Genomic DNA, 25,786 nt, shown 5'->3' on the forward strand with positions numbered 1-25,786 from the left:
TTTGGTTCGAAAAGCGTCTGACGCGGCGGTCCATGCCGGCGCGTGGCAATGGACTCGAACAGCCGCCACCCGGCGAAAACTCCTGGATGCCGCCGGGGACGTTTTCTGTGAGCACGGCTTCACCAATGCCAGCATTTCGGACATCGTGGCCCGTTCCGGGTCAAGTGTTGGCAGCCTCTATCACCACTTCGGCGGCAAGACCGAACTCTTCCTGGCGCTCTGGGATGATTACCAAAACGAACATGAGAGGCTTGTCGCCGCGGCTGTAGCAAAGGCCCGCAAGGCAGGCGAGAACGATCCGTTGGCACTGTTCAACGTGGGCAGCCGCAGCTATTTCGATTACACCTGGACACACCGCGCACTGGAGCGGGTGTTCATCGAGGGCGACACTCCCCCGGGGTTCGAAGTACTGCGACGTGAACGTGGACGCGAGTGGGTCCGGCAAAACTCCGTGCTGCTGGGAGCCAGCGATGACACTCTGGGAAAGCTCACGGTCGCGGTCATCACGGACATCGTCACGCTGGCCGGGCACGAGGTCGCCTTGAGTTCGTCCAAGCGGCAGGCCGACGACGTCGTTGAGGCTGCGGCAGTGCTGGTGGCGCGGCTGGTTCCATAGCCATCGCTCTCTCACATCCCGATGCCTTTTCCCCGACGCTCTCTCACATCCGGGCGCGTTCCGGCCGACGCTCTCTCACATCATTCCTCAGCGCGGATCAGCAACCCAACCGGTGAACAATGGCAGGCCGGTTTCAACGTGCACTATTTCGTAGTGGAACGGGTGGTCGAGGGTTATCTCACGTTCGGGGACCAACGCGCTTGAGGCGTCGGCATTCATCTGGGTCACCGCGGCAGCGATAGTGCCCTTCTCGGCAACCGTGATGTTGGCTGCCTGCGCGGCCTGGGTCAGGAACATCCCACGTTGGATCGCATCGAAGTCGGAGTCGGTAGCGAGCATCTCCTTCAAGCCCAGCGTCTCGAAGACCTTCCGAAGATCGAAGGCGGTCTTGTGGTCCCACTTCGGCAAGGTTATCTGGACCATTTCGTGGTCCCCACCGGTCAGCTGGAGGTCTGCCTGACTCAGCACCTCAGCCGGAACCGCCGCCGGACCCGCTGAACCCGAGGGACCGCCGTCGGGCAGTACTAATCGCATCACGAAACCTTCGGCGTAGGGAATGTCAACTGCCTTCCAGCCCGCCCCTTCGGCGTAGGCCATGCTGGCGGCACTGTGCATGGTGGGCACGGAAATCTCTTCCCCGCCGGCTGTGGTGAAGGGCCCATCCGAAGTGTCGTTGGCATCGAATGGTGCCTGCCAGGCCGCCGCGAAGTAGAGGGAGTTGAGCAGGCTCAGCGTGTTGTCGGGGTCGTACTTTGCGGGAGCTTCCTTGATCCGGCCACCGGTGTTCTTGCTGACCCATTGATCGATGGCGGGTTTGGTCACGGCCTCGTCCTGGAAGGAGACCGGGTAGACGCCCGTGCCGTAATGCTTGGCGAGGGTGGCCAGGTAATCGGGTCCCGTGGGTTCGTCCTTGTCGATGAACAAGCCGTTGGCGGCGTGCATCACGGGTTTGCGCGGTGGGTTCTCTTCGTCAACTGAGCCGGGATCGCCGTCGTACTTCTCGAGCGAGGCGAGCATCGCGTTCATCGCTTCGTCGCGCCCTTCGGCGGGCAGTCCCAGCACCGCGTCCATCTCCGCCGCCGTGGCCCCGGACGCTCCGGCGCGGAGCATGCCGAGCGCGATCAACAGACTCGTGGGCGACGAGACCACATTGCCGTTGGCGCCGTCACCGCCATCGGCGAGCAGCGTGGCGCCGAGCTTCCGCGCGGACGCACGGAAAGCCTCAAGTTGGGTGGGATAGTCAGCAGTTTGGACCGAAACGCGGGTGACGCCGTCGGCCTTTAGAAGTCCGACGTCGGGTGGCTGGGGCGCGCAGGCGCTGATCGTCGCCGAACCCATCACCAACGCGGCGGCCGCGCCTATCGTTGCCGCTTTCCGGATTCGAATCATGGCTCATCCCCTTTGCCCGCGTCTCGTCTTCACATCCTGCTCCGGTCCCACTCAGAATTCACGCGATCTGAGAGAGGGACGGCCGAAAGTAGCCGAAATGTGAGCGAACATCGGGGGAAAACGGTCAGGAAGTGATAGAGCGTGGGGGTCAGCGCTCGGAGTGTGCCGCCAGGAAGCTGTACACCTCGGTTTCGTCCACGCCCGGGAACGCGCCAGGAGGCATGGCTGCGAGCAGGTGCGAATGAGCCCGTGCCGACGGCCAGGCGTTGCCGGCCCATTCGTTTGCAAGTGAGGCAGGTGGCCGCTTGCAGCAGTTCGGATCCGGGCAGGTCGAGGTAGCACGGGCAGTCGTCTCGCGCCCACGGAACCATTTCACGTGCTGGTACGGCACGCCAATACTCAAAGAAAATTCACCAGCGGCCGAGCGCTCGGTTCGGGCCGTGCACCAGTACGTCCCGGAAGGGGTGTCCGTGTACTGGCTGTAGGCGCTGAACTTGTCCGGCACGTCGAACACTGCCCGCGACGTCCAGGCCTTGCACGACGGCTGCCCCTCGATGGCGCCGGTGTGATCCTGCGGGAAGGTCACGCCGTCGTTCTCGTAGGCCTTGTAGATGATGCCGGACTGGTGGGTCTTCTGGAAGTGCGTGGTGATGCCCAGGTGCTTGGTGGCCAGGTTGGTGAAGCGGTGCGCGGCGGTCTCGTAGGACACAGCGAAGGCATCGCGGATGTCCTCCACGGCGATTTCCTTCGCGGCCTTTGCCTTTTGGAGGAACTCAACCGTGGCATGCTCCGGCAGCAGCAGCGCCGCAGCGAAATAGTTGGTGGCCACTCGCTGTGCCAGGAAATCGCCGTAGTTCCGCGGCGTTTCGTGCCCCAGGACATAGTGGCCAAGCGCCTGCAGGAGTACCGAGCGGGGGTCGTGATCCTGCCGCTGGTTCTGCGTTAGATAAATTCTGCGGTTCTTCAAATCCGTCACGGACCGGGTGGAATGGGGCAAATCGCCCACATGGTGCAACGAAAATCCGAGGTTCTCTGCGATGTCCGCAATGACGTGCTGGCTGAGCGGTCCAGTGGTGTAGCCAACCCCTTTGAGGACCTTCTGCGCCTCCGCCTCATACTCGGGGAAATAGTTACCGCGCTCGCGCATCATGGCACGCAACTCGCCGTTCGCACGGCGGGCTTCTTCCGGCGTCGCGACCTGCTCGTTAAGTTTGCGTTCGAGCTCCTGAAGCAGCCCCACCTGCGACTCCAGCACATCCAGCGGAAGCCGCGAGCTGATACGGATTTTCGGCAGGTTCAGGGACTCGTACAGGGGTCCGCGCTGGTACCGTTCCAACTCGATTTCCAACGCCGCGCGGCGGCTGGGCGGCTCGGCCCCCAACAGCTGATCAATGCTCACGTTGAGGGCCGCGGCGAGTTGCTGAAGGAGCCCCAACTTGGGCTCGCGCTTACCGTTTTCGATCAGGCTCAATTGACTCGGCGCGGTCCCGACGGCGGCACTCAAGTCGTCCAACGTCAGGCCGGCCTGCTTGCGCAAGTGGCGCACGCGGCGGCCAAGGCTGATGACGTCCAGTTCAGGGGACGTGACGGACGACGACGGCGGCGCGACTTCGCGATTCCAGCTCACAGGCGACATTTCTTGAGAATACGCGAAGAAGTGCATTTCTTTCCATAGTTTTCCTCTAGAAAGCCTGTTGTAAGTGCAGAAAAGTAGGACTTACGAAAAAGAAATACAGACCCCGGGTAAGCCGGCCGATGCAGCAAAGGCGCAGCGGAGGCCGGCCCGGGGAGCCCCGCTTGGATATTAGGAGACATGCAATGACCGCATCGTTTGAACCAGCAGAATCCGCACAGACTGCAGAGCAGCAGGCAGCAGCGCTGGAACTTGAATGGTCTGCCAACCCGCGTTGGGAAGGCGTCACCCGTGATTACTCGGCCACCGACGTCGTCCGCCTCCGCGGTCGCGTCTCCGAAGAGCACACCCTGGCCCGTCGCGGTTCGGAGAAGCTCTGGAAGCAGCTGACCGAGGAAGCCCCCACCGGCGGATACACCAACGCCCTCGGAGCCCTGACCGGCAACCAGGCCGTTCAGCAGGTCAAGGCCGGCCTCCGCGCTATCTACCTTTCCGGCTGGCAGGTCGCCGCAGACGCGAACCTCTCGGGCCAGACCTACCCGGACCAGTCCCTGTACCCGGCCAACTCGGTACCCCAGGTTGTCCGCCGCATCAACAACGCCCTGCTCCGCGCAGACCAGATCGAATACGCCGAAGGCGTCAAGACTGTTGAGGACTGGTTGGTCCCCATCGTCGCCGACGCCGAAGCCGGCTTCGGTGGGCCGCTGAACGCCTACGAACTCATGAAGTCCATGATCACCGCAGGCGCCTCGGGTGTTCACTGGGAAGACCAGCTGGCCTCTGAAAAGAAGTGTGGCCACCTCGGCGGCAAGGTCCTGATTCCCACCCAGCAGCACATCCGGACCCTCAACGCCGCCCGCCTGGCAGCCGACGTCGCCGGTACCCCGACCGTCGTCATCGCCCGTACCGACGCCGAAGCGGCAACGCTGATCACCTCAGACGTTGACGAGCGCGACCAGGAATTCATCACCGGCGAGCGTACGGCCGAGGGCTTCTACAAGGTCCGCAACGGCATCGAACCCTGCATCGCCCGCGCCAAGGCCTACGCCCCTTACTCGGACCTCATCTGGATGGAGACCGGCACCCCGGACCTGGAACTTGCCCGCAAGTTCGCCGAATCGGTCAAGGCCGAGTTCCCCGACCAGATGCTTTCCTACAACTGCTCCCCGTCCTTCAACTGGCGCAAGCACCTCGACGACACCACCATCGCCAAGTTCCAGCGCGAACTCGGCGCCATGGGCTTCACGTTCCAGTTCATCACCCTGGCCGGCTTCCACGCCCTGAACTACTCGATGTTCGACCTCGCCCACGGCTACGCCCGTGAAGGCATGAGCGCTTACGTCGAACTCCAGGAAAAGGAATTCGCCTCCGAGTCCCGCGGCTACACCGCCACCAAGCACCAGCGCGAAGTCGGCACCGGCTACTTCGACGATATTGCTACTGCGCTCAACCCGAACGCATCCACCCTCGCCCTCGTGGGATCCACCGAAGAGGGCCAGTTCCACTAACCAACACGCCCAGGTGAGCTGTTCGCTTCGCTCACCACAGGGCGCGACGACGGCACTCACCGCCATCGGCCGGGGAGGGGAATCCCGAAGCGTGCGTAAAAGGGGCCCTGTCCTGGACGTCGGCCGAGCCCAGCGAGGCCATGCGGCCGGGACGGGGAATAGCACGCGGAGGATTTCTCTTCCCGGCCCCACCTCACCGAGGCGCCGCCGTCGAACATCTTCTTAGGAGTTTTGAAATGAACAGCTTCACTGACAACTTCACTATCAATGGCATCACCTTGACCGCGCAGCCCATATGCCGGCAGAACGAGGTCCTCACACCGGACGCCCTTGAGTTCATCGGCAAGTTGCACCGGGCTACGGCTGATCGTCGTCAGGAGCTGATGCAGGCACGGCATGCCCGCCGCAACCAGATTTCCAGTGGCCAGGATCCGCGGTTCTTGCCGCAGACCGAGGGCATCCGCAATGACCCGTCGTGGCGTGTTGCTCCCCCGGCTCCGGGTTTGGAGGACCGCCGCGTGGAGATCACAGGTCCGGTGGATAAAAAGATGACCATCAACGCACTGAACTCCGGTGCGAAGGTCTGGCTGGCTGACATGGAGGATTCTTCGACGCCGACGTGGCGCAACGTCATCCAGGGCCAGTTGAACCTGACCGATGCGCTGGAGCGTCGCATTGATTTCACGTCCCCGGAGGGCAAAGAGTACAAGCTCAAGGCTGCCGAGGACCTGCCCACCATCGTGGTCCGTCCCCGCGGCTGGCACCTTCCCGAGAAGCACATGCTGATCGATGGAAAGCCGATCGCCGGTGGCATCGTGGACTTCGGGCTGTTCTTCTTCCACAACGCCCGCCGCCTCCTGGCCCAGGGCAAGGGCCCGTACTTCTACCTGCCCAAGATCGAGAACCACCTCGAAGCACGCCTGTGGAACGACATCTTCGTCCTGGCACAGGACCTGCTCGGCATCCCTCAGGGCACCATCCGCGCTACCGTGCTGATCGAAACGATCACGGCCGCCTTTGAGATGGAGGAGATCCTGTACGAACTGCGGGATCATGCCTCGGGCCTGAACGCCGGTCGCTGGGACTACATCTTCTCCCTGATCAAGAACTTCCGCACCCGGGGCCCGCGCTTCGTACTTCCGGACCGCGGCCAGGTGACCATGACGCAGCCGTTCATGCGTGCCTACACCGAACAACTCGTGAGGGCCTGCCACCGCCGCGGTGCCATGGCGATCGGCGGCATGGCTGCAGCTGTTCCGAACCGCAAGGACGAAGCCGCCAACCAGGCATCGTTCGAGAAGGTCCGTGCGGACAAGACCCGCGAAGCCAACGACGGCTTCGACGGTTCGTGGGTTGCCCACCCGGACCTCGTGCCGGTCTGCCGCGAAGTCTTCGACACCGTTCTCGGAGACCGCCCCAACCAGCTGGACCGCTCCCGCGAGGACGTCACCCCCGATGACCGCGCCCTGATCGACATCGCCAGCACTGAGGGCACCATCACCGAGGGCGGCGTTCGCCTGAACATCGAGGTAGGCATCCGCTACATCGAGTCCTGGCTGCGGGGCAACGGAGCCGTCGCCATCCACAACCTCATGGAAGACGCGGCCACCGCCGAGATCTCCCGGTCCCAGCTCTGGCAGTGGATCCACTCACACGCCATCACCGATCACGGCGACATCATCAGCCGCGAATGGGTCCAGGACATGCTCGACGAGGAATTCGCCCGGCTGGAACGCTTCGACGGAGACCGCTTCGCTGACGCCCGCGCCATCTTCGAAGAAGTCACCCTTGCCGAGGAATTCCCCACCTTCTTGACCATCCCGGCCTACGCCCGCTTCCTCACCGAAGCCCGTGAAGAGGCCACGGAAGAGGAACTCGTCGCCGCTTAGCCCGGGGCGCCGCCCCAGGAAAACCAAGCCCCAACGCTGGGCTGCCTACACTCTTCGCAACAAGTGACCCCGATGGTCGGGGAGGCAGCCCAGCAGCGGGGTATCCACCCAAGTAGGTCGCAGTTAAGCGCGTTTTGACGGCTCAAAACGCGCTTAACTGCGACTCAGTTGGGTAAACCCGACGGCGGCACTCACCTACCGCTGCCGGGCCACCCAGCGCACGGACAACGTAATGCACACACAGAACGCGAGCACCGAACCCAGGATCACCAGCAGCGGCACCGTCCAGCCTTCGGACACACCATGCACGTAGCCGATAACGGTTGGCGCCAAGGCTGCAACCAAGTAGCCCACACCTTGGACGACGGCGGACATCTTCCCTGCCGAGGCCTGGTCCCTGGCGAACTTGATGATGGCGATGAATACCACCGTGATGCCGCCACCCTGCGCAACGCCGCCCATGGAAGACCACATCCACCACAAACCGGGTGCAAGCAACAAGCCCACGGGAACCGTCAGCCATAAAGCACTCAAGGTGACGGCCACCGTCGTCGTACTGGCAAAGCGGGCCAAGAGCGGTACGCCCAGTCCGCCCACGATCGCGAAGATCTGGAACAGTGATGATCCGGCGCCGGCCTCGGCGGCGCCCATGCCGAGCTCGTCGGACAGGAAGCTTGGCAGCCACGCTGTGACGCCGTAGTAGGAGAACGCCTGTCCGGCGAAGCCAAGTGTCAGGCCGGCCGTCAGCCATCCCACTCCCGCAACCACACTGGACGCAGAGCGATCGGGCGCAGGAACCGCGGCGGGAACCAACGCGCGCCGGATTCCGACAGTCGGTATCCAGAACAGGATGGCTGCCAGCGCCAGAAGGGCACTCGCTGCCAAGGAAAGCCGCCAGCCCACCAGTTCAGCGAGCGGCGCGGTAGCCACGGACGTGAGGAACGATCCGATATTCAGGGCGGCCGTATATACGCCCATCGCGGTAGCTTGGCGCCGTGGAGCGAAGTCCCTGCGGATGATGAGCGGCACGGCGATATTGCCGATCGTAATAGCCACGCCGATGATGACCGTCCCCACCATGACCGGCACGCCGCCTCCGCTGGACCGGATCACGACGCCGGCCAGTACGCCGAGCAGCGTGAGCATGACGGCAAATTCGGCACCGAGCCGCCGGCCAGCCAGGGACGCCAACGGCGAGGCAAGCGAAAAACAGAGCACAGGGATACCGGTCAACAGACCCAGTTCAACAGGCGAGAATCCCAGGTCGGCCTGCAGGGAATCCACCACGGGGGCCACTGCTACGAAAGGCCCACGCATGTTGAGCGCGATCAGGCCTATGCAGGCGAGGATCAACCATCCCCGGGGAACTTTGGCGAGGAACTGGCTCATGGGGTGCGCTGCAGGGTGGCGGGAAACGTTTTCATCACCTTCATTGCTATCACGCCGCCACGGGCCATCCGGTCACAGACGGCGTCTATCCCGCTGCTTGGAGCGTGGCTTCAATCACTGCCGGTGAGAGCACATACTGCGTCACCATCTGGCTGGCGCCGAGGATTGCAGCGCGATCACCGGCCATGGAAATACCGATCCGCAGGTGAGTGGTGGCCAACGGCAGCGAACGCCGGTACACAACCTCGCGAATGCCGGCAACGAGGTGTTCGCCGGCCTCTCCCACGCTGCCTCCGATGATGATCATGGACGGATTGAGCAGGTTGACCACGGTGGCCAGCACATCGCCGACGTCCCGTCCCGCCTGCCGGAGGGCCTGGATGGCCTGCAAATTTCCCTCGGCTACCAGCCGGAGGACATCAGCCCCCGTGGCGGCTTCGAGACCCTGCGCCTTGAGTTGGCGGGCGACGGCGGGACCTGAGGCGAGCGCTTCCAGGCATCCGTAGTTGCCGCAACGGCAGAGGACGTCGTCGCCGCGGGGCACCCGCACGTGGCCGAGGTCCCCGGCAGTGCCGTTGGCGCCTCGCTGCAGCTGACCGCTGCTGATGATGCCGGCGCCGATGCCGGTAGCGACCTTGATGAACAGGAAATTCTCGTGGTCGGGCCAGTATGCGGTGCGTTCGCCGAGCGCCATGATGTTGACGTCGTTGTCCACCAGAACTGGAACGGGTAGCGAGCGCTGGACGTAAGGAACGACGTCGAATCCGTCCCAGCCAGGCATGATGGGCGGCTTGACCGGCCGTCCGGTGGCGTGTTCCACGGGCCCGGGCAGTCCGATGCCAATGCCCGCGAGATCGCCGGGTTCGCGCCCGGCTTCGGTGAGCAGTTCGCGTCCGGCTTTGATGACCTGGCCAAGCACGACGTCGGGGCCCTCGGCGACTTCCTGCGTGAGCCTGCGTTCGGCGAGGACGCTTCCACCGAGGTCGGTGACGGCGACAATCACGTGGGTCGCTCCGACGTCGACGGCCAGGACAACGCGGGCGGCGGGGTTGAAGGCAAAGCGCGACGGCGGCCTGCCGCCACTGGATGTGGCCTCCCCGGCAGGCCCCACGAGGCCGGATCCGATCAGGGCGTCGATGCGTGAAGCGACGGTGGAGCGGGCTAGGCCTGTGGTGAGGGCAAGTTCAGCACGCGTCCGGGCTTGGCCGTCCCGGAGGAGCTGGAAGAGGTCCCCGGCACGTGAAAGGTTACCGGTGTCCTGTGCGGGGGCGTCTTTTCCGCCTTGGTGTCCGGGTGCTGAGGTCATGCCATTAGTGAAGCACGATTGCTTATGCGTGTCATGCAGCAGAAGTTTGTCGGCCATATTTCAACTTTTGCTTGACGCTCGGCAAAAGTCCCCCTAGGTTGTGAGGAGCAGCACATCAACCCCTTGGATGCCGGAAATCAACGGCATCAATTTGCCTCCACCCACAACGACGAGGAGAGACAGTGTCATATTCGATCCAGCTCTACACGGTCCGAAAGGCCCTTGAAGAGGATCTGGCGGGAACCATCCAGCGCTTGGCCAAAATCGGTTTCACCATGGTTGAGCCCTACCGTTTCGTTGCCAAGGCGGAAGAACTCAAGCGGGCGTTGACGGAGAACAACCTCACCGCCCCCTCCGGCCACGCTCCCTTGCTCAGCGATGACCAGGACGCAATCTTTACCGCTGCGCAGCAGCTGGGCATCGGTACTGTTATTGACCCGCATGTCCCGATCGAGCGCTGGAACACGATCGAAGACATCAAAGCAACGGCGGAACAGCTCAACGCGGCCGCCGCCAAGGGATCCGAATACGGTGTCCGAGTCGGTTATCACAACCACTGGTGGGAAGTTGAGTCCGTCATCGACGGCAAAACAGCCATCGAACACCTGGCTGACCACCTCAACCCCGAGGTCGTCCTGGAATTGGACACGTACTGGGCAGCGGTAGGTGGCCAGAACCCCGCGGAGCTATTGGCCCGGCTTGGTGACCGCGTCAAGTTCATTCACATCAAGGACGGTCCCGTGACCTCGGATCCGTCCAGCCAGCTCGCCGTTGGTGCCGGCCAGATGCCCATTTGGGACGTATTGAGCGCCGCTGGCTCTCTTGAAGCAGCAGTCGTGGAACTGGACGACTTCCAGGGCGACATGTTCGACGCCGTGGAAGACAGCTACAACTACCTCAGCGCCGGAAAGGTGTCCGCATGAGCCACGCAGCAGGAACGGCCTTTGGTTCCCTGACTTCAGAACCGGTGGGTTCAGGCCCGGTGGGCGTCGGCATCATCGGCGCAGGTGTCATCAGCAAGCAGTACCTCGACAACCTCACAAGCTTCCCTGATGTTCGCGTTGTGGCGATCGGTGACTTGTTCGAAGAGGCTGCAGCCACCCGAGCCAACGAGTACGGCATCCCTGTGCACGGTGGCATTGACGCTGTCCTCGGCCACCCGGAGGTGGAGATTGTCATCAACCTGACCATCCCCGCTGCCCACGTGGAAGTTGCCACACAGGCTGTCAACGCAGGCAAGCACGTCTGGAGTGAAAAGCCGTTCTCCCTTGACCGGGAAAGTGGCTTGGGTCTGCTCAAGGCAGCCGACGCAGCCGGCGTAAGGCTGGGTTGCGCACCGGACACGTTCCTCGGCGCCGGCCTCCAGACTGCCCGCCGCATGATCGAACGCGGTGACATTGGCACTCCCCTGACTGCGCTGACCTTGATGCAGTCCCCGGGTCCGGAGTCCTGGCACCCGAATCCTGCTTTCCTCTTCCAGGATGGCGCCGGTCCCCTGTTCGACATCGGCCCCTACTACCTGACCACGCTCGTGCAGACCTTCGGCAGCATCCGCAAGGTAGGCGCTTTCGGTTCCAAGTCCCGCGAAACACGCGTCATCGGCTCGGGTCCCAAGGCCGGCGAGACGTTCGACGTCACAGTCCCTACCCACGTCAGCTCCATCCTGGAGTTCGAGAACGGTGAATCTGCGCAGAGCATCTTCAGCTTCGATTCCCCGCTCAAACGCGCAGGATTCGTGGAGATCACCGGTTCCGAGGCCACCATCGCTTTGCCGGACCCTAACAACTTCGACGGCGACATCAGGATTTGTGCGCTCGGTTCCGACGACTGGACAACAGTCCCTTCAGTTGGCTCAACTGCCAGCCGTGGAGCGGGTGTCCTGGAAATGGCCCGCGCCATCCGTGAGGGCCGGCCACACCGTGCCCAGGGTGAACTTGCGTTCCACATCCTGGACACCATGGCCTCCATCGCAGAGTCAATCGACAACCGGGCCTTTGTGGATGTGGAAAGTTCTGCAACACAGGTCCCTGCGCTGCCCGAGGATTGGGATCCCACGGCAGCAACGCTTTCAGCCTAGTTTCAGCCAGCACCAGCTCGACGACGAGAAAACCGGAGCATCATGAAGAATCCCCTGAAAGTCCTATCGGCGGTTGCCGCGACGGCAGCCTTGGCACTGGGTCTCAGCGCCTGCGGTGGCGGCGGTAGCAGCCCACAAGCAAGCAGCGACACCATCACCTACTGGGCATCGGACCAAGGCAACAGCCTGGACGACACCGCAGCCAAGCTGAAGCCCACGCTGGATCGTTTTACCGAAAAGACCGGAGTAAAGGTACAGCTGGAAGTCATCAGCTGGACTGACCTCTACAACCGCATTCTTACCGCAGTTACCAGTGGCGACGGTCCCGACGTCCTCAACATCGGCAACACATGGGCCGTGACCCTCCAGGAGACGGGCGCTTTCGAGCCCGTGGAAGGTGAACTGCTGGAGGCCGTTGGCGGCAAGGACCGCTTCCTGAAGACCAGCTGGTCGACCGGTGGCGCGGAAGGCAAGACCCCCACGTCTGTGCCGCTCTACGGCTTGGCCTACAACATGTATTACAACACCAAGCTGTTCAAGGAAGCCGGCATCGAGAAGGCCCCCACAACCTGGGACGAGTTTGTGGCCGATGCCAAGAAGCTCACCAAGGACACCAACGGAGACGGCAAGCCTGATCAGTGGGGCTTCACCGCAGCCGGAGCATCCGTTTCCGCCAACTCGCACCAAGCGTTCGTTCGAGGCCTGCAAAACGGCGGTACCTTGTTCGACGCCGACGGAAAGCCCACCTTCGACAGCGATCCGCAGGTAGAGGGCGTCAAGCAGTTCGTGGACCTGATGGCCACGCACAAGGTGATGTCGCCGTCGGACGCTGAACTGAGCCAGGGCAGCCAAAAGGTGGACAACCTCATCAACGGCAAGGCCGCCATGATGTTCGACCAGAGCCCGCTGAAGAACTTCGCTGCGCGCGACTTCAAGGACTGGGGTGTAGCCCCGATCCCCATGATGACCGCCGGAGCTACCGGTGACCGTGGCACCCAGAGCCACGTGGCCGGTATCAACCTCAGTGTCTTCAAGAACAGCGACAACAAGGCAAATGCCATCAAACTGGCCGCGTTCCTGACCAGCGACGAAGAGCAGATTGCCCTCAACAAGGCCTACTCCTCCCTTCCTGTAGTCACCGCGGCGTCGAGCGATGCAGCCTTCCAGACCGAAGAGGTCAAGGCCAAGAATGACGCCCTGGCCAACCACTCCCTGCCCATGCCGCTGATCGCCAAAGAGGGTCAGATGGAGACCCTCACCGGCACGGCAATTAAGAACCTCTTTGCCAAGGCGGCAACGGGAACTGTTTCCGAAGACGACATCCGGGCGGCCCTCAAGGACGCCAACAACCAGATGGCCGCGGCCCAGTAACCAGGCCCAGTGAGCGGGGACGCCACCAAAAAGTGGTGTCCCCGCTCCGGCAAAGGAGTTTCCATGTCCCATTCAGCATTGGACAGCGGCCCGGCCGCTGCAGGCAGCCCCGCTGCCGTTGATCCCGAGCCCGGCCAAAAACGGGCCGCAAGCACACCGCCTGTACGTAAAAGGCGTCGCTCATTCCTCCCCTACGGCTTGATCCTTCCGGCCGCCATCCTTGAGCTCCTGATCCACATTGGACCGATGCTCCTTGGCATCTGGATCGCGTTCATCTCCCTGACGCAGCTCAACCTCACCAACTGGCTCAACGCACCGTTCGTGGGGCTGCAGAACTTCATCAACGGCCTCAACCCGGACAGCACCATCGGTCAGGCCTTCTTCAGCACGGTTGGCCGCACGCTGGGCTACACCATCCTGGTGGTCGGCTTCTCCTGGGTCCTCGGCATGGCAGGCGCGGTTTTCCTCTCCTCCAACTTCAAGGGACGCGCTCTTCTTCGCACGTTCTTCCTGGTCCCCTACGCACTCCCGGCCTACGTCGGAACCATTGCCTGGGCCTTCATGTTCAACCAGCGCGACGGCGCCGTGAACCAAATCCTGGTGGACACCCTCCACCTCTTCGGCGACGAACGCCCCTTCTGGCTGCTGGGCCAGAACTCCTTCGGAGCCATGGTGATTGTGAACGTGTGGCAGCTCTGGCCCTTCGCGTTCCTCATGCTGATGGCGGCCCTGCAAAACGTTCCCACTGACGTGTATGAGGCAGCGGCCATTGACGGCGCTACGCTCTGGCAGCAGTTCCGTCGCATCACATTGCCCATGGTCCGCCCGGCCAACGGTGTGCTGCTCATGGTGATGTCGCTGTGGACCTTCAACCAGTTCAACGTTCCCTTTGTCCTGTTCGGAGCCACCTCTCCCAAGGAAGCTACCCTTATTTCCCCTTTGATCTACCAAAACTCCTTCGGCAGTTGGAACTTCGGCCTGGGCGGCGCAATGAGCGTGCTGCTGCTGATCGCACTGTTCATTGCCTCCGTTTTCTACATCCGCATGGTGCTGCCCAAGGGAGCCGACAATGATTGAGACACGCAACTTCCGGATCCTCAGGAACGTGGTCCTGACCATCCTGTCCCTCTGGGTGGCGGTTCCGCTCTTCGTCGTGGTTTCCACGTCGCTGAAACCCCTCAAGGATGTCTCGGGACTCTTCCAGTGGATTCCCCGTGAAATCACGGCGTCACCATACCTGGACATCTGGACCACGGTTCCGCTGGCCAAGTACTTTCAGAACAGCCTCATCATCACCGTCTGCGCAACAGCCTGCTCAGTGACGGTGGCCGTGCTTGCCGCTTACGCCATTGCCCGGCTGCAGTTCAAGGGAAAGCGCGCTTTCAGCCTGACCGTCCTCTCCACCCAGATGTTCCCTGGCATCCTGTTCCTCCTGCCGCTGTACCTGATCTTCACCCAGATCCGCAACATGACCGGCTTGCAGCTGCAGGGCTCCTACCTCGGGCTGATCATCACCTACATGACGTTCACTTTGCCTTTCGCCATCTGGATGCTGAGCGGCTACTTCGCCTCGATTCCGAAGGAATTGGAAGAGGCCTCGATGATCGACGGCACGGGCAGGATGGGAGCACTGTTCCGGGTGATCCTCCCTGTTGCCAAACCAGGCATCATCGCAGTTGCCGTGTATTCCTTCATCTCCGCATGGGGCGAGGTTTTGTTCGCATCCGTGCTGACCAACGAGTCCACAAAAACACTGTCCTTGGGGCTCAAGGCCTACGCCAGCGAATCGGATGTGTTTTGGAACCAACTCATGGCTGCTTCCGTGGTGGTCAGCCTGCCCGTCTTGATCGGATTCATCCTGGTGCAAAAACACTTGGTGGCAGGGCTGTCGTCAGGAGCAGTTAAGTAGGTTCACTGTTAAGTGGAAGAGACAGCTAATTACGAGCAACACCGGACGATCACCGGGAAGGAATCCATGTCGTATTCACTCCAGCTCTACACCGTTCGCAACGCCATCCAGGAGGATCTGCCTGGGACCATCAGGAAGGTCGCCGAGATCGGCTTCACGCAGGTGGAACCCTACAACTTCGTGGCTACCGCCAAGGAACTCGGCGCCGCTCTGAAGGAGAACGGCCTCAGCGCTCCGTCCGGGCATGCGCCGCTTTTGAGCCAGGACCAGGACGAGATCTTCGCCGCGGCCAAGGAACTGGGCATCACCACCGTGATTGATCCTTTCCTTCCTGCCGAGCACTGGCAGGACGCCGAGACCATCCGGGCAACGGCCGCTGCGCTGAATGCAGCTGCCAAGAAGGGCGCTGAGTACGGAATCCGCGTTGGTTATCACAACCATGCGTGGGAGCTGGAGTCCACCATCGAAGGCCAGACCGCACTGGAGTATTTCGAGGGACTGCTGGATCCGGAACTCGTCCTTGAGGTGGACACGTATTGGGCAGCTGTCGGGGGCCAGGACCCTGTCTCGCTGCTGGAGCGCCTGGGCGACCGGGTGAAGCTCATCCACATTAAGGACGGTCCGGCCACCACGGACACCAAGGCCCAGCAGCCCGCCGGCAAGGGAACGATCCCTGTCCTGTATATCATCGCCGCAGCCAAGTCCCTGGAAGTTGGCGTGGTGGAGTTCGATGACTACTCCGGCGACATTTTTGAGGGCATCACCGAGAGCCTGAGGTATTTGACGGCTGCGGCAAGCGTTCAGGCAGCCGAGGGAACTATTTCCGAGGAGGCAGGGGCATGAGCTTCACACCTTCAACCCGCAAAGGCCCAGTGGGCGTCGCCGTGATCGGTGCGGGCAACATCAGCAAACAGTATCTGGATAACCTGACGGTCTTCCCGGACGTGAAGGTCCTGGTGATCGCGGACCTGTTCGTCGAGGCTGCCGAAGCGCGGGCGAAGGAGTACGGGATCGCCGAGTTCGGTACGCCGGAACTGGCACTGAACCATCCCGACGTCGAAGTCATCGTGAACCTGACCATCCCGGCGGCGCACGTGGAGGTTGCCACGGCCGCGGTCAACGCGGGCAAGCATGTCTGGACCGAGAAGCCTTTCTCCCTGGACCGCGAGTCCGGTTTGGGCCTGCTCAAGGCGGCCGACGCAGCCGGGATCCGTCTGGGCACCGCCCCGGACACATTCCTCGGTGCGGGCCTGCAGACCGCTCGGAGGATCATCGAGCGCGGTGATATCGGCACGCCGTTGACCGGGATGACCACCTTCCAGACGCCGGGCCCTGAATCCTGGCACCCGAACCCGGCCTTCTTGTTCCAGCTCGGCGCCGGCCCGCTGTTCGACATGGGCCCTTATTACCTCACCGCACTGATCCAGACCTTCGGCTCGGTCCGCAGGGTTGCCGCCGTCGGCTCCTCCGCGAAAGCGACCCGGATCATTGGTTCCGGTCCGAAGGCCGGGGAGGAATTCGCCGTCGAGGTCCCCACGCACGTCTCCGCGATGGCGCAGTTCGAAAGCGGCGCATCCTCGCACAGCGTCTTCTCCTTCGAGTCCCCGCGCCAGCGGATGGGGTTCGTGGAAATCACCGGCTCCGAGGCCACGCTCTCGCTGCCGGACCCGAACTACTTCGGCGGCGACCTCAAGCTATGGCGCCCCGGGGCGGAAGAACCCGAGATCATTCCGTCCACCGGACCAGCCAACGGCCGTGGCCTGGGCGTGCTGGACATGGCCCGTGCCCTGCGCTCCGGCGCCCCGCACCGCGCCACCGGCGAACTGGCCTACCACGTGCTGGACACCATGGTCTCAATCTCCGAATCCGTGGAATCGGGCTCGTTCGTGGACGTCACCAGCAACGCGCCCGCCTCCAAACCAGTCCCGGAGGACTGGGCGCCGGAAACCGCAACACTCTAGGCAACCGCAACTCCGTACGTAACGAGGAACCACACCATGAGCACCCCCGCCCACACTGACCAGAGCCAGGGCACCCAGCAACCTACCCGCACATTGGGGGTCGCCGCGATTGGCTATGCCTTCATGGGTAAAGCCCACTCGAATGCGTGGCGGAATGTGGCCAGCTTCTTTGACGTTCCGGCCTTCGAGCAAAAAGTCCTCGTCGGCCGGGACGCCGATGCAGTCGCGGAAGCCGCGGAAAAGTACGGTTGGACCGAGTCCGCCACCGACTGGCGGTCCGTCATTGAGCGGGACGACATCCACATCGTCGATATCTGCGCCCCGGGCTGGATGCACGCCGAAATCGCCATCGCCGCCCTCCAGGCCGGCAAGCACGTCCTCGTGGAAAAGCCGCTGGCGAACACGATCGCCGAGGCAGAAGCCATGACCGCAGCCGCCGCAGCCGCCCGCGCGAACGGCATTCAATCCATGATCGGCTTCAACTACCGCCGCGTCCCCGCCCTTGCACTGGCCCGTGAACTGATCGCCGAAGGACGGCTCGGCACCGTCCGGCACGTCCGAGCCGCGTACCTTCAGGACTGGCTCACCGACGCCGAATCCCCCATGACCTGGCGGCTCCGCAAGGAAACCGCCGGCTCCGGCGCGCTAGGCGACATCGCCTCGCACGCCATCGACCAAGTCCTGTTCCTCCTGGGTGATGCAGTCACCGAGGTCACAGGCCGCCTCCACACTTTCGTGGACCGCCGCCCGGGGCCGAATGGCCCCGAAGATGTCACGGTCGACGACGCCGCCTGGGCCACGCTGACCCTCGCCTCCGGAGCAATCGCCTCAGTGGAAGTCAGCCGGGTAGCGACCGGCCAGAAGAACTCCCTCAAGCTTGAGATCTACGGCGACAAGGGCACCATCCTGTTCGACCTCGAAGCGTTGAACGAGCTCGGCTTCCTGGATGCCACCGCGCCTGTCCGCGAGCAGGGCTTCCGTCGGATCCTCGTCAACGAACCCGAACACCCCTACCTCCAAGCGTGGTGGCCGCAAGGTCACATCATCGGCTGGGAACACACCTTCACGCACCAGATCCGGGACTTCCTGCTGGCCATTCGGGACGGCAGCCAGCCCTCGCCGTCGTTCGAAGAAGGCCTGAACGTCCAGCACGTCCTCGCTGCCATCGAAGAATCCGCGGCGGCAAAAAGCTCACTGATCCAGCTTCACACCACTTCCCTCAACAGCACCCCTACTGAAGGAGCCTGACATGCCCCGCCCGTACACCTTGTTCACTGGCCAGTGGGCCGACCTCCCCTTCGAGGAAGTCGCCAAGCTCGCCTCGGGCTGGGGCTATGACGGCCTGGAAATCGCCGTCTCCGGAGACCACCTGGACGCCTGGCGCTGGGACGAACCCGGCTACGTCGAGTCCAAACTCGCCGTCCTGGAAAAGTACAACCTCAAGGTCTGGGCCATCTCCAACCACCTCAAAGGCCAGGCCGTGTGCGATGACCCCATCGACTTCCGCCACGAAGCAATCGTCGGGTCGCGCGTGTGGGGTGACGGGGAGCCGGAAGGAGTCCGCCAACGCGCCGCCGAAGAAATGAAACACACCGCCCGCCTCGCCAAAGCACTCGGCGTGGACACCGTGGTCGGGTTCACCGGGTCCTCCATCTGGCAATACGTGGCCATGTTTCCGCCCGTCCCGGAAAAGGTCATCGACGCCGGCTACCAGGACTTCGCGGACCGGTGGAACCCCATCCTGGACGTGTTCGACGAATGCGGGGTCCGTTTCGCCCACGAAGTCCACCCCAGTGAGATCGCCTACGACTACTGGACCACCGTGAGGACCCTCGAAGCGATCGGCCACCGGCCCGCGTTCGGCCTGAACTGGGACCCCTCCCACTTCATGTGGCAGGGAATCGATCCCGTGTCCTTCATCTGGGACTTCAAGGACCGGATCTACCACGTGGATTGCAAGGACACCAAGCTCCGTCCGACGGGCCGGAACACCGTGATGGGTTCGCACCTGCCCTGGGGAGATCCGCGCCGTGGCTGGGACTTCGTCTCCGCCGGACGCGGGGACGTGCCCTGGGAATCGTCCTTCCGCGCCCTGGCCGCGATCGGCTACAACGGCCCCATCAGTGTGGAATGGGAAGACGCCGGCATGGACCGTCTGCACGGCGCCCCCGAAGCCCTCGCCGCCCTGAAAAAGTACGACTTCCCCGCCTCCCAAACCAGCTTCGACGCCGCCTTCAGCAGCAAAGACTAGAAAAGGACCGACGTGATCCGCACCCTTCAATCCGGCCAGCGCTGCGAGGTGCGGATCGCGTCGGTCAGCGGGGAATCCGCGCTGCTCTACAGCACCGACGAGCTCCTTCTCGAAGCGCCCAACTGGACCCTGGACGGAAGCTCACTCATCCTCAACGGGGGTGGGAAGCTATGGCGTTTCGATCTCGACGCTGGCTCTTTGGAGCCTGTTTCCCTCGTCGGAGTCCCTGACCTGAACAACGACCACGTCCTGGCACCTGACGGCCAGGGCATCTTCGTATCCGCGAACGACGGCCACATCTACCGTGCTTTACTGGGCGGCGGACCGGCAATGCGCATCACCGAGGACGATGGCTCCTTCCATTTCCTCCACGGCGTCAGCCCGGACGGCAAGGAGTTGGCGTATGTGGGGATCGAAGCGGGAGACTTCACGCAGCCAGGTCGCCTGCTGACCATAGCCTCCGACGGCGGTGCTGCCGCACGCGCAGATGTCGGCCGCTTTGATGTCGGCTCAGGCCACTGCGACGGGCCGGAATACTCGCCCGATGGGAAATGGCTTTACCTGAACACGGAATCCTTTTCGTCCACACAGGGTCGCGCCCAGCTCGCCCGGGTTCGCGTGGACGGCACTGGCTTCGAGCGGCTCCTCGAATCTGAAACAGTCGACTGGTTTCCGCATCTCTCCCCCGATGGCCGGTACGCCAGCTACCTTCGGTTCCCCAGCGGAACGGTAGGACACCCCGCGGACCTGCCGGTCGCCGTCGTGCTTGTTTCTACAGAGGACTGGGCCACGCCGCTGCATACATGGCCACTTTTCGGTGGCCAAGGTAGCCTCAACGTCAACAGCTGGTCGTCGGATTCCCGGCGTTTTGCGTATGTGGCGTACCCGCTTTCTGACTGAAGAAGGACTAAGCACGTGACCCTCAGCAATGGCACCTCCGACGGAACAATCCGCTGGGGCATCCTCGGCACAGGATTTATTGCCGGACTCCAGACGCAGGACCTGAACGAGAACGGCTTTACAGTGCAGGCGGTGGGCTCGCGCTCATTGGAGTCCAGCCGAGCATTCGCTGAACTGCATGGTGTGATGACCGCCCACGGCAGCTATGAGGACTTGGTGGCGGACCCGCTGGTTGACGTGGTCTACATCGCGACGCCGCACCCGTTCCATCATGCCAACGCGCTCTTGGCCCTCAAGGCCGGAAAGCATGTGCTGGTGGAGAAGGCCTTCACGATGAACGCCCGCGAAGCCCGGGAGATCGTGGACCTGGCCGAATCCAAAGGCCTTGTGGCCCTGGAAGCCATGTGGACGCGCTTCCTTCCGCACATGGTCCGCATTCGCGAAGTCATCCAGGAAGGCACCATCGGCGAGGTCCGGAAGGTGGTTGCCAGCCACAATCAGAGCCTTCCCAAGGACCCTGCCCACCGGCTGAACGATCCCGCCCTGGGCGGTGGGGCGCTGCTGGACCTGGGCATCTATCCCATCTCCTTTGCCTTCGACGTCCTGGGTACGCCTGCCGCAATCAGGGCAAGCGCAGCCATGTCGGCCACCGGCGTGGACAGGCAAACAGCAGCAATCTTCGAGTACTCCAAGGGGCAACAGGCCATTGTGGACTGCGAACTCGACGCCGCCAGCGCCAACCGCGCCATGGTGATCGGTACAGAGGGCTACATCGACATCGAACACACTTGGTACAACCAAGTGCCCTTCACCGTTTTCGGGGTCAACGGTGAAGTGGTGGAGCGTTTCGAGCAGCCCGTAAAGAGCCGCGGAATGCAGTACCAGGCAGCCGAGCTCGAGCGCCTGATCCGCGCTGGTGAGAGCGCCGGCACCATCCTGCCCCCGAGCGAAAGCGTGGCCATCATGGCCGCCATGGATGAAATCCGCCGCCAGATCGGGCTCAGCTACGAAGCCGACACTGTTGTTTCAGAAGAAGGTGCAACGAAATGACTGAATCTGCCCGCCTTGTCGAGCTCCGCCAGCAGGAGGAAGAACTCGTCTTCGCAAGCTTTGACCACCACGACGCCTGGCGCCTGGGTTCGCTCATCGCCAACCACGCGATCGCTTCCGGTCATGGCGTTGCCATCGATATCCGGCGGCACAACCTTGTGCTCTTCCGCTGCGTCCTGCCTGGAGCGACGGCCGACCAGGAAGAGTGGATCCGCCGCAAGTCCGCCTCGGTGCTGCGTTTTGAACACAGCACAGCCTTGTTAACTGAGCAGTTCTCCGCCCGCACCCACAGCCCTCTGGGAGGCGGCTGGCTTGCCCATGAGGATTACACCCTCGCTGGTGGCTCGTTCCCCATCCGGGTGCGGGGCGCTGGCGTGATCGGGGCTGTCACGGTGTCCGGGCTAAGCTCAGATGAGGACCACCAACTGGTGGTTGACGGCATCCGGAGTTACCTGAAGACGGTGGCGGTTTAGGGCAGGACCGGGCGTGTGCCAGGGCGGCGCTTCCCGGTAGGTGTATGAAAACAGTCTCTGGTGCTGCTTGCCGGATGATGTCGCGGTACGAGCGTTTTAGCGTGGCCGATCAGGCTTTTGCCGCTCCCGGAGAATCCCATGGTGATGACGCGGAGTCTATCCGTCGACAGTGGATGCTGCTCGGTCATCCGGTTGCCTTTGCCCATGAGGGTGCGGTCTCGCCTTTAGGCTTCCAGCCGAGCTCGAGCGAAATGGACATGGTTGTCGCCAGAAGGTCAGGAACGCTGCGGCGGAGCTCTTCCAGACCGGTCTTCTCCCGGAACGTTGTAATTGATATAGCGCCGGCAACACGATCTGCGTGATCCCATACCGGTGCCGCTATGCAGTTCGAGACGATGTCGAACTCGCCGTCGTCCTCAGCCCATCCTCGAGCGCGTACCTTTTCAAGACGCTTCACAAATTCGGACCTGGAAGTGATGGAGTTGGGCGTCCGTTGTTCAAAGGTGGCGTTATCCAGGATGGACTCACGACGGGCACCATCAATGAACGCGAGAATGGCCTTACTGACCCCGGCTGTGTGTATGACTACGAATCCGCCGATTCTTGTGTTCAAGCTGATGGATTGTTCGGGTTCGACTTTATCGACATAGACAATGCGGTTGGCTTCCGGCACGGCGAACTGAACGGTGTGGCCAAGGTGTTCACTGAGTCGGACAATGTGGGGGTGAACGACTGACCTGAGATCGAACTGTTCCAAGGCTGACTGTGCCAGGCCGGCGAGTCTGAACCCGACGCCGAAATAGCCGCGCTCGTCGGTTCGCACAAACCCCGCTTCGATCATGGTCTGCAGGATCCTGGATGCCGTTGTTCTGTGAACCCCCAGGTCTGCGGCAATATCCTTCAGCGTCCGCGGGTGTTCACTGCAATACTCCAGAATTTGGATTGCCCGGGCTACCGTCTGCGACATGGTTTCTGCTCGATCCTGTGTTTTGGTGGTCGGTCGGGTTTACGGCTCATCAGCTGATCAGGCTTCCCAGTTTAGACAGCGGGCCAACGCCTGAACCGTGCCTCCAGCCCGGTTTGCCCCTTTTCGCCGCCATGCCGCGGGCGATGACAGATTTGTTCCCCAAAGAATCCCGCCGCGCCTCCTCCACAAGCCTGGGTGCAACATGTGCACATGATGTGTACAAATGTACGATTCCGCTCGAGAGCCAGTCAAGCCGAATCGCCACGGCCTACCAGAACAAGAACGCTATCTGTGCATTCCTTGCACGGCACGTGCATATGATGCACACTATTTGCGTATAGGACCAGTCGTAGGATCGCGTGATGATCCGTTGCGGCTTTGAATTAAGCCAAAGGAGTCTTGATGAAGACATTGATTTCAGCCAGGCAGCGCTCGGCCCCGCTCACCTTCGGGGAGCTCGGGGACCGGACCCTGGCAAAGGTACGTCGCCGGATCATTCCCGTGATCTGCCTTCTCTACTTCGTCGCATTCTTGGACCGGAACAACGTTGGTTTTGCGAAACTGACAATGAGCGAAGACATCGGCCTGACTGCATCCGCGTATGGTCTTGGTGCCGGCATATTCTTTATTGGGTATGCCCTGTTCGAGATCCCCAGCAATGGGGGCATGTACAGGTTCGGGGCGAGGAAGTGGATCGCCCGGATCCTCATCAGCTGGGGCATCTGCGCCACCGCCATGGCGCTGGTCAACGGTGAGACGACGTTTTACGTCATCCGTTTCCTGCTCGGCGCCGCCGAAGCCGGCTTCTTTCCCGCTGTCGTCTTCTACCTCACCCTGTGGTTCCCCGCGGCACAGCGCGTCACCGTCCTCGGTCTGTTCATCCTGGCCCAACCCATCTCCAATGCCATCGGTGCCCCACTGTCGGGGTTGCTCCTGAATCTGGACGGGATGCTGGGCCTTCACGGATGGCAGTGGCTTTACATCATTGAAGGCATCCCCGCCATCATTCTGGGGTTCATGGCGCCGCGGCTGCTGACCGACCGCCCGGAAGATGCCCGCTGGCTCAAAGCAGACGAACGCAACTGGTTGAGCATGACCATGGCCAACGAACTGGCGGAGAAACAGCGCACCGGATCGCACAGTTTCCTGGACGGGCTGAAAGACCGCCGGGCCCTTGTGTACGCGTTCCTGAACTTCGGCATGGTCTGCGGCATCTACGGCTTTGGCCTGTGGCTGCCAACCGTAGTTGCCGGGCTGGGCAAGCTCGATCCAGCCCAAGTGGGCTTCATCGTCGTCATTCCCTACGCGGCCGCAGCGTTGTTCGTCTTCTACTGGAGCCGCCGCTCGGACCGGACCGGCAAACGCGCAGCCCACGCCAGCATCAGCATGCTCATCGCAGCATTCGGGCTGACCGGGGCCGCATTCCTTCTCCCGGTCAACCCTGTCGCCGCGCTGGTATTCCTCACGATCGCGGCCATGGGCGTCTTCTCCGCAACCGCACCCCTACTCTCCATGCCATCCGCCGCATTGGGCGGCGCAGCCGCCGCAGCGGGACTGGCACTGGTCAACTCCATCGGGAACGTCGGAGGATTCGTAGCCCCCTACGCCGTCGGGCTGCTCAACGACGCAACACACAGCAACCTTGCCGGGCTGCTCTTCCTGGCTGGCTGCCTGGTCATCGCGGCCATCGCCACGTTCCTCTACGCACGGAACCGGCCCGAAGGCACTGCCGCTCCCAGCGCCGCCGCCGCGGCCGAACTCGCAAAAACCAATTAGTCCCGCAGCCGGAGAACCGGCTCGCATGAAAGGAACAATTCATCATGTTCGAACAGTCACTACGCGGAAAGACAGCTCTGATTACAGGCGGAGGCACCGGCATCGGTCAAGGCATCGCACTGGCCTTAGCCAAGGCCGGAGCCAGAATCGCCATCACCTACAACAACCACAAACCCGACCAGGATTTCGCCGATGACGTGGAACGCCACACCGGGCACCCGCTGACCTCCCTGCAGCTGGACGCGACCATCGAAACGGAAGTCCAAAGGACAGTCGAGGCCCTCGGCCGCGACCTCGGACGGCTGGACATTCTCGTCAACAATGTCGGCGGGCTCATCCAGCGCTCTGCCATCGGCGACATGGATTTCAAACTCTGGAAGCAGGTTCTGGCCGTTAACCTGGACAGCACCTTCCTGATGACACACTTCGCCCTGCCACTGATCAACGGTGGCGGCCGCATCATCAACGTCGCCTCGTTGGCAGGCCGTAATGGCGGACACGCCGGGGCGACGGCGTACGCCACGGCCAAAGCTGCGATCTTTGGCTTCACCCGTGGGCTTTCAAAGGAACTGGCAGCATCTGGTGTCACCGTCAATGCCCTGGCCCCTGGATTCATCGAAGCGACACCCTTCCATGACACCTTCACCACCGCGGAATCCAAAGCCGCCACGGTCGAGACAATCCCGCTCGGAAGGGCCGGAGTTCCCGAAGACGTCGCGGGTGCGGCGTTGTGGCTGGCGTCCGAGCATGCACGCTTCGTCACGGGTACAGTTGTCGACATCAACGGCGGACAGTACTTCGCATGATCACCGGGCAACTGACGCATCCTCGCATCCTCTCCGCCCTGGCGGCAGCCGGCCACGGTGCTACCGTACTCATCACAGACGGACACTACTCAGCCGCGACTGCAGTCGGACCAAACGCGGAAACTGTCTATCTGAACCTGCAGGCAGACTTTCCAACGGTGCCCCAAGTCCTACGCGCCGTCCTAGGCACCATCCGAATCGAAAAACTAACGCGGATCATGCCCTCCGAAGACGCAACTCCATGCCTCGTTCATACAGAAATCGATGACCTAACGCCCGAAGGCACCGAAACAGAATTCGTTAACCGTCACGAATTCTATGACCTCGCCAGGTCACAGAATCTTGCCTTGTGCATCGTGACGGGCGATTCACGGCGCTTCGCGAACGCACTGGTGACCGTGGGCGTACTCCAAACGGTCTAAAAACGCTGAGTGCACGTCGGACGCCAGAATGGTTTCTCCGTTCGGGCATGCACCAACACCTTCCAGGCTCCCCGTCGTTTGGCAGCCATGAGC

At 62.5% G+C, this 25,786-nt stretch carries 23 protein-coding genes; 18 read left to right on the forward strand and 5 right to left on the reverse strand.

All coding sequences use genetic code 11. The features are described from left to right. Position 1 precedes the first annotated feature (1 nt). Positions 2–616 (forward strand): TetR/AcrR family transcriptional regulator, encoded by a 615-nt coding sequence (locus ABIE18_RS01155; protein WP_499720801.1) that lies wholly within the window; start codon positions 2–4, stop codon positions 614–616. Positions 617–703: 87 nt separating this feature from the next. On the opposite strand, the gene ABIE18_RS01160 is transcribed toward ABIE18_RS01155, so the two are convergent. Both ABIE18_RS01160 and ABIE18_RS01165 read right to left on the reverse strand, forming a co-directional pair. Continuing rightward, positions 704–2,005: a serpin family protein gene (locus ABIE18_RS01160; RefSeq protein WP_499720802.1), complete on the reverse strand. Its 1,302-nt coding sequence runs from the start codon at positions 2,003–2,005 to the stop codon at positions 704–706. Between the two features lie 148 nt (positions 2,006–2,153). After that, entirely contained in the window at positions 2,154–3,668 is a 1,515-nt protein-coding gene (locus tag ABIE18_RS01165) for a helix-turn-helix domain-containing protein (RefSeq protein WP_499720803.1), read from the reverse strand. Positions 3,669–3,823: 155 nt separating this feature from the next. Between ABIE18_RS01165 and aceA the strand changes: the two genes are divergently transcribed. Both aceA and aceB read left to right on the forward strand, forming a co-directional pair. After that, on the forward strand, positions 3,824–5,146 hold the full coding sequence (gene aceA / locus ABIE18_RS01170) for an isocitrate lyase (RefSeq protein WP_224094253.1): 1,323 nt from the start codon (positions 3,824–3,826) through the stop codon (positions 5,144–5,146). A 236-nt stretch (positions 5,147–5,382) separates the two neighbouring features. Continuing rightward, positions 5,383–7,035: a malate synthase A gene (aceB, locus tag ABIE18_RS01175; protein ID WP_499720804.1), complete on the forward strand. Its 1,653-nt coding sequence runs from the start codon at positions 5,383–5,385 to the stop codon at positions 7,033–7,035. A gap of 195 nt (positions 7,036–7,230) precedes the next feature. Here the strand turns inward: aceB and ABIE18_RS01180 are convergent, their stop codons facing one another. Both ABIE18_RS01180 and ABIE18_RS01185 read right to left on the reverse strand, forming a co-directional pair. Then, positions 7,231–8,424 (reverse strand): MFS transporter, encoded by a 1,194-nt coding sequence (locus ABIE18_RS01180; protein ID WP_499720805.1) that lies wholly within the window; start codon positions 8,422–8,424, stop codon positions 7,231–7,233. Between the two features lie 85 nt (positions 8,425–8,509). Next, entirely contained in the window at positions 8,510–9,730 is a 1,221-nt protein-coding gene (locus ABIE18_RS01185; protein ID WP_499720806.1) for an ROK family protein, read from the reverse strand. 182 nt (positions 9,731–9,912) lie between these two features. On the opposite strand from ABIE18_RS01185, the gene ABIE18_RS01190 reads away from it, so the two are divergent. The 12 genes from ABIE18_RS01190 to ABIE18_RS01245 all read left to right on the forward strand — a co-directional run bounded on the left by ABIE18_RS01190 (position 9,913) and on the right by ABIE18_RS01245 (position 21,722). Next, entirely contained in the window at positions 9,913–10,653 is a 741-nt protein-coding gene (locus ABIE18_RS01190) for a sugar phosphate isomerase/epimerase family protein (RefSeq protein ID WP_499720807.1), read from the forward strand. Continuing rightward, positions 10,650–11,807, forward strand: a complete 1,158-nt coding sequence (locus ABIE18_RS01195) for a Gfo/Idh/MocA family protein (protein WP_499720808.1) — start codon at positions 10,650–10,652, stop codon at positions 11,805–11,807. The genes ABIE18_RS01190 and ABIE18_RS01195 overlap by 4 nt, the downstream gene beginning before the upstream one ends. 42 nt (positions 11,808–11,849) lie before the next feature. After that, the gene (locus ABIE18_RS01200) at positions 11,850–13,178 is read left to right on the forward strand and encodes an ABC transporter substrate-binding protein (RefSeq protein WP_499720809.1); all 1,329 of its coding nucleotides are present in this window, start codon (positions 11,850–11,852) and stop codon (positions 13,176–13,178) included. Between the two features lie 63 nt (positions 13,179–13,241). Further along, a complete protein-coding gene (locus ABIE18_RS01205) occupies positions 13,242–14,255 on the forward strand; it encodes a carbohydrate ABC transporter permease (protein WP_499720810.1) in 1,014 nt (337 codons plus the stop codon). Next, a complete protein-coding gene (locus tag ABIE18_RS01210; RefSeq protein ID WP_431118191.1) occupies positions 14,248–15,087 on the forward strand; it encodes a carbohydrate ABC transporter permease in 840 nt (279 codons plus the stop codon). The genes ABIE18_RS01205 and ABIE18_RS01210 overlap by 8 nt, the downstream gene beginning before the upstream one ends. A 66-nt stretch (positions 15,088–15,153) precedes the next feature. Next, positions 15,154–15,930, forward strand: coding sequence for a sugar phosphate isomerase/epimerase family protein (locus ABIE18_RS01215; protein WP_499720811.1), 777 nt, complete (start codon positions 15,154–15,156; stop codon positions 15,928–15,930). Beyond that, complete coding sequence (locus ABIE18_RS01220; RefSeq protein ID WP_499720812.1) at positions 15,927–17,048, forward strand: Gfo/Idh/MocA family protein; 1,122 nt, start codon at positions 15,927–15,929, stop codon at positions 17,046–17,048. Before ABIE18_RS01215 ends, ABIE18_RS01220 begins: the two co-directional genes overlap by 4 nt. A gap of 36 nt (positions 17,049–17,084) precedes the next feature. After that, positions 17,085–18,296, forward strand: a complete 1,212-nt coding sequence (locus ABIE18_RS01225) for a Gfo/Idh/MocA family protein (RefSeq protein ID WP_499720813.1) — start codon at positions 17,085–17,087, stop codon at positions 18,294–18,296. Position 18,297: 1 nt separating this feature from the next. Continuing rightward, positions 18,298–19,299, forward strand: coding sequence for a sugar phosphate isomerase/epimerase family protein (locus tag ABIE18_RS01230; protein WP_499720814.1), 1,002 nt, complete (start codon positions 18,298–18,300; stop codon positions 19,297–19,299). Between the two features lie 12 nt (positions 19,300–19,311). Continuing rightward, positions 19,312–20,199 (forward strand): TolB family protein, encoded by an 888-nt coding sequence (locus ABIE18_RS01235; protein ID WP_499720815.1) that lies wholly within the window; start codon positions 19,312–19,314, stop codon positions 20,197–20,199. A 15-nt stretch (positions 20,200–20,214) separates the two neighbouring features. After that, positions 20,215–21,249 carry a Gfo/Idh/MocA family protein gene (locus tag ABIE18_RS01240; protein WP_499720816.1) on the forward strand — a complete coding sequence of 345 codons (1,035 nt, stop codon included), beginning with the start codon at positions 20,215–20,217 and terminating at the stop codon, positions 21,247–21,249. After that, positions 21,246–21,722 carry a heme-degrading domain-containing protein gene (locus tag ABIE18_RS01245; RefSeq protein WP_499720817.1) on the forward strand — a complete coding sequence of 159 codons (477 nt, stop codon included), beginning with the start codon at positions 21,246–21,248 and terminating at the stop codon, positions 21,720–21,722. The genes ABIE18_RS01240 and ABIE18_RS01245 overlap by 4 nt, the downstream gene beginning before the upstream one ends. A gap of 184 nt (positions 21,723–21,906) precedes the next feature. Here ABIE18_RS01245 and ABIE18_RS01250 read toward each other — a convergent pair whose 3' ends face one another. Then, positions 21,907–22,689, reverse strand: a complete 783-nt coding sequence (locus ABIE18_RS01250) for an IclR family transcriptional regulator (RefSeq protein WP_499720818.1) — start codon at positions 22,687–22,689, stop codon at positions 21,907–21,909. 402 nt (positions 22,690–23,091) lie between these two features. Here ABIE18_RS01250 and ABIE18_RS01255 point away from each other — a divergent pair, with 402 nt between their 5' ends. From ABIE18_RS01255 to ABIE18_RS01265, 3 genes are read left to right on the forward strand one after another with little or no spacing between them, the layout of a single operon-like run. Then, the gene (locus ABIE18_RS01255; RefSeq protein WP_499720819.1) at positions 23,092–24,465 is read left to right on the forward strand and encodes an MFS transporter; all 1,374 of its coding nucleotides are present in this window, start codon (positions 23,092–23,094) and stop codon (positions 24,463–24,465) included. 44 nt (positions 24,466–24,509) lie between these two features. Beyond that, a complete protein-coding gene (locus tag ABIE18_RS01260) occupies positions 24,510–25,271 on the forward strand; it encodes an SDR family NAD(P)-dependent oxidoreductase (RefSeq protein ID WP_499720820.1) in 762 nt (253 codons plus the stop codon). Continuing rightward, complete coding sequence (locus ABIE18_RS01265; protein WP_431118176.1) at positions 25,268–25,693, forward strand: RbsD/FucU domain-containing protein; 426 nt, start codon at positions 25,268–25,270, stop codon at positions 25,691–25,693. The genes ABIE18_RS01260 and ABIE18_RS01265 overlap by 4 nt, the downstream gene beginning before the upstream one ends. Positions 25,694–25,786: the final 93 nt, after the last annotated feature.

It is taken from the genome of Arthrobacter sp. 2762, assembly GCF_040548745.1.
In the GTDB taxonomy this organism is placed as follows: domain Bacteria; phylum Actinomycetota; class Actinomycetes; order Actinomycetales; family Micrococcaceae; genus Arthrobacter.

Bases quoted from the DNA above. Each gene is read 5' to 3' on its own strand.
- ABIE18_RS01265 (WP_431118176.1), top strand. From the start codon at position 25,268: ATGATCACCGGGCAACTGACGCATCCTCGCATCCTCTCCGCCCTGGCG.
- ABIE18_RS01225 (WP_499720813.1), top strand. From the start codon at position 17,085: ATGAGCACCCCCGCCCACACTGACCAGAGCCAGGGCACCCAGCAACCT.
- ABIE18_RS01250 (WP_499720818.1), bottom strand. From the start codon at position 22,689: ATGTCGCAGACGGTAGCCCGGGCAATCCAAATTCTGGAGTATTGCAGT.
- aceA (WP_224094253.1), top strand. From the start codon at position 3,824: ATGACCGCATCGTTTGAACCAGCAGAATCCGCACAGACTGCAGAGCAG.
- ABIE18_RS01230 (WP_499720814.1), top strand. From the start codon at position 18,298: ATGCCCCGCCCGTACACCTTGTTCACTGGCCAGTGGGCCGACCTCCCC.
- ABIE18_RS01200 (WP_499720809.1), top strand. From the start codon at position 11,850: ATGAAGAATCCCCTGAAAGTCCTATCGGCGGTTGCCGCGACGGCAGCC.
- ABIE18_RS01160 (WP_499720802.1), bottom strand. From the start codon at position 2,005: ATGATTCGAATCCGGAAAGCGGCAACGATAGGCGCGGCCGCCGCGTTG.
- ABIE18_RS01185 (WP_499720806.1), bottom strand. From the start codon at position 9,730: ATGACCTCAGCACCCGGACACCAAGGCGGAAAAGACGCCCCCGCACAG.
- ABIE18_RS01180 (WP_499720805.1), bottom strand. From the start codon at position 8,424: ATGAGCCAGTTCCTCGCCAAAGTTCCCCGGGGATGGTTGATCCTCGCC.
- aceB (WP_499720804.1), top strand. From the start codon at position 5,383: ATGAACAGCTTCACTGACAACTTCACTATCAATGGCATCACCTTGACC.
- ABIE18_RS01220 (WP_499720812.1), top strand. From the start codon at position 15,927: ATGAGCTTCACACCTTCAACCCGCAAAGGCCCAGTGGGCGTCGCCGTG.
- ABIE18_RS01210 (WP_431118191.1), top strand. From the start codon at position 14,248: ATGATTGAGACACGCAACTTCCGGATCCTCAGGAACGTGGTCCTGACC.
- ABIE18_RS01255 (WP_499720819.1), top strand. From the start codon at position 23,092: ATGAAGACATTGATTTCAGCCAGGCAGCGCTCGGCCCCGCTCACCTTC.
- ABIE18_RS01215 (WP_499720811.1), top strand. From the start codon at position 15,154: ATGTCGTATTCACTCCAGCTCTACACCGTTCGCAACGCCATCCAGGAG.
- ABIE18_RS01165 (WP_499720803.1), bottom strand. From the start codon at position 3,668: ATGCACTTCTTCGCGTATTCTCAAGAAATGTCGCCTGTGAGCTGGAAT.
- ABIE18_RS01260 (WP_499720820.1), top strand. From the start codon at position 24,510: ATGTTCGAACAGTCACTACGCGGAAAGACAGCTCTGATTACAGGCGGA.
- ABIE18_RS01205 (WP_499720810.1), top strand. From the start codon at position 13,242: ATGTCCCATTCAGCATTGGACAGCGGCCCGGCCGCTGCAGGCAGCCCC.
- ABIE18_RS01195 (WP_499720808.1), top strand. From the start codon at position 10,650: ATGAGCCACGCAGCAGGAACGGCCTTTGGTTCCCTGACTTCAGAACCG.
- ABIE18_RS01245 (WP_499720817.1), top strand. From the start codon at position 21,246: ATGACTGAATCTGCCCGCCTTGTCGAGCTCCGCCAGCAGGAGGAAGAA.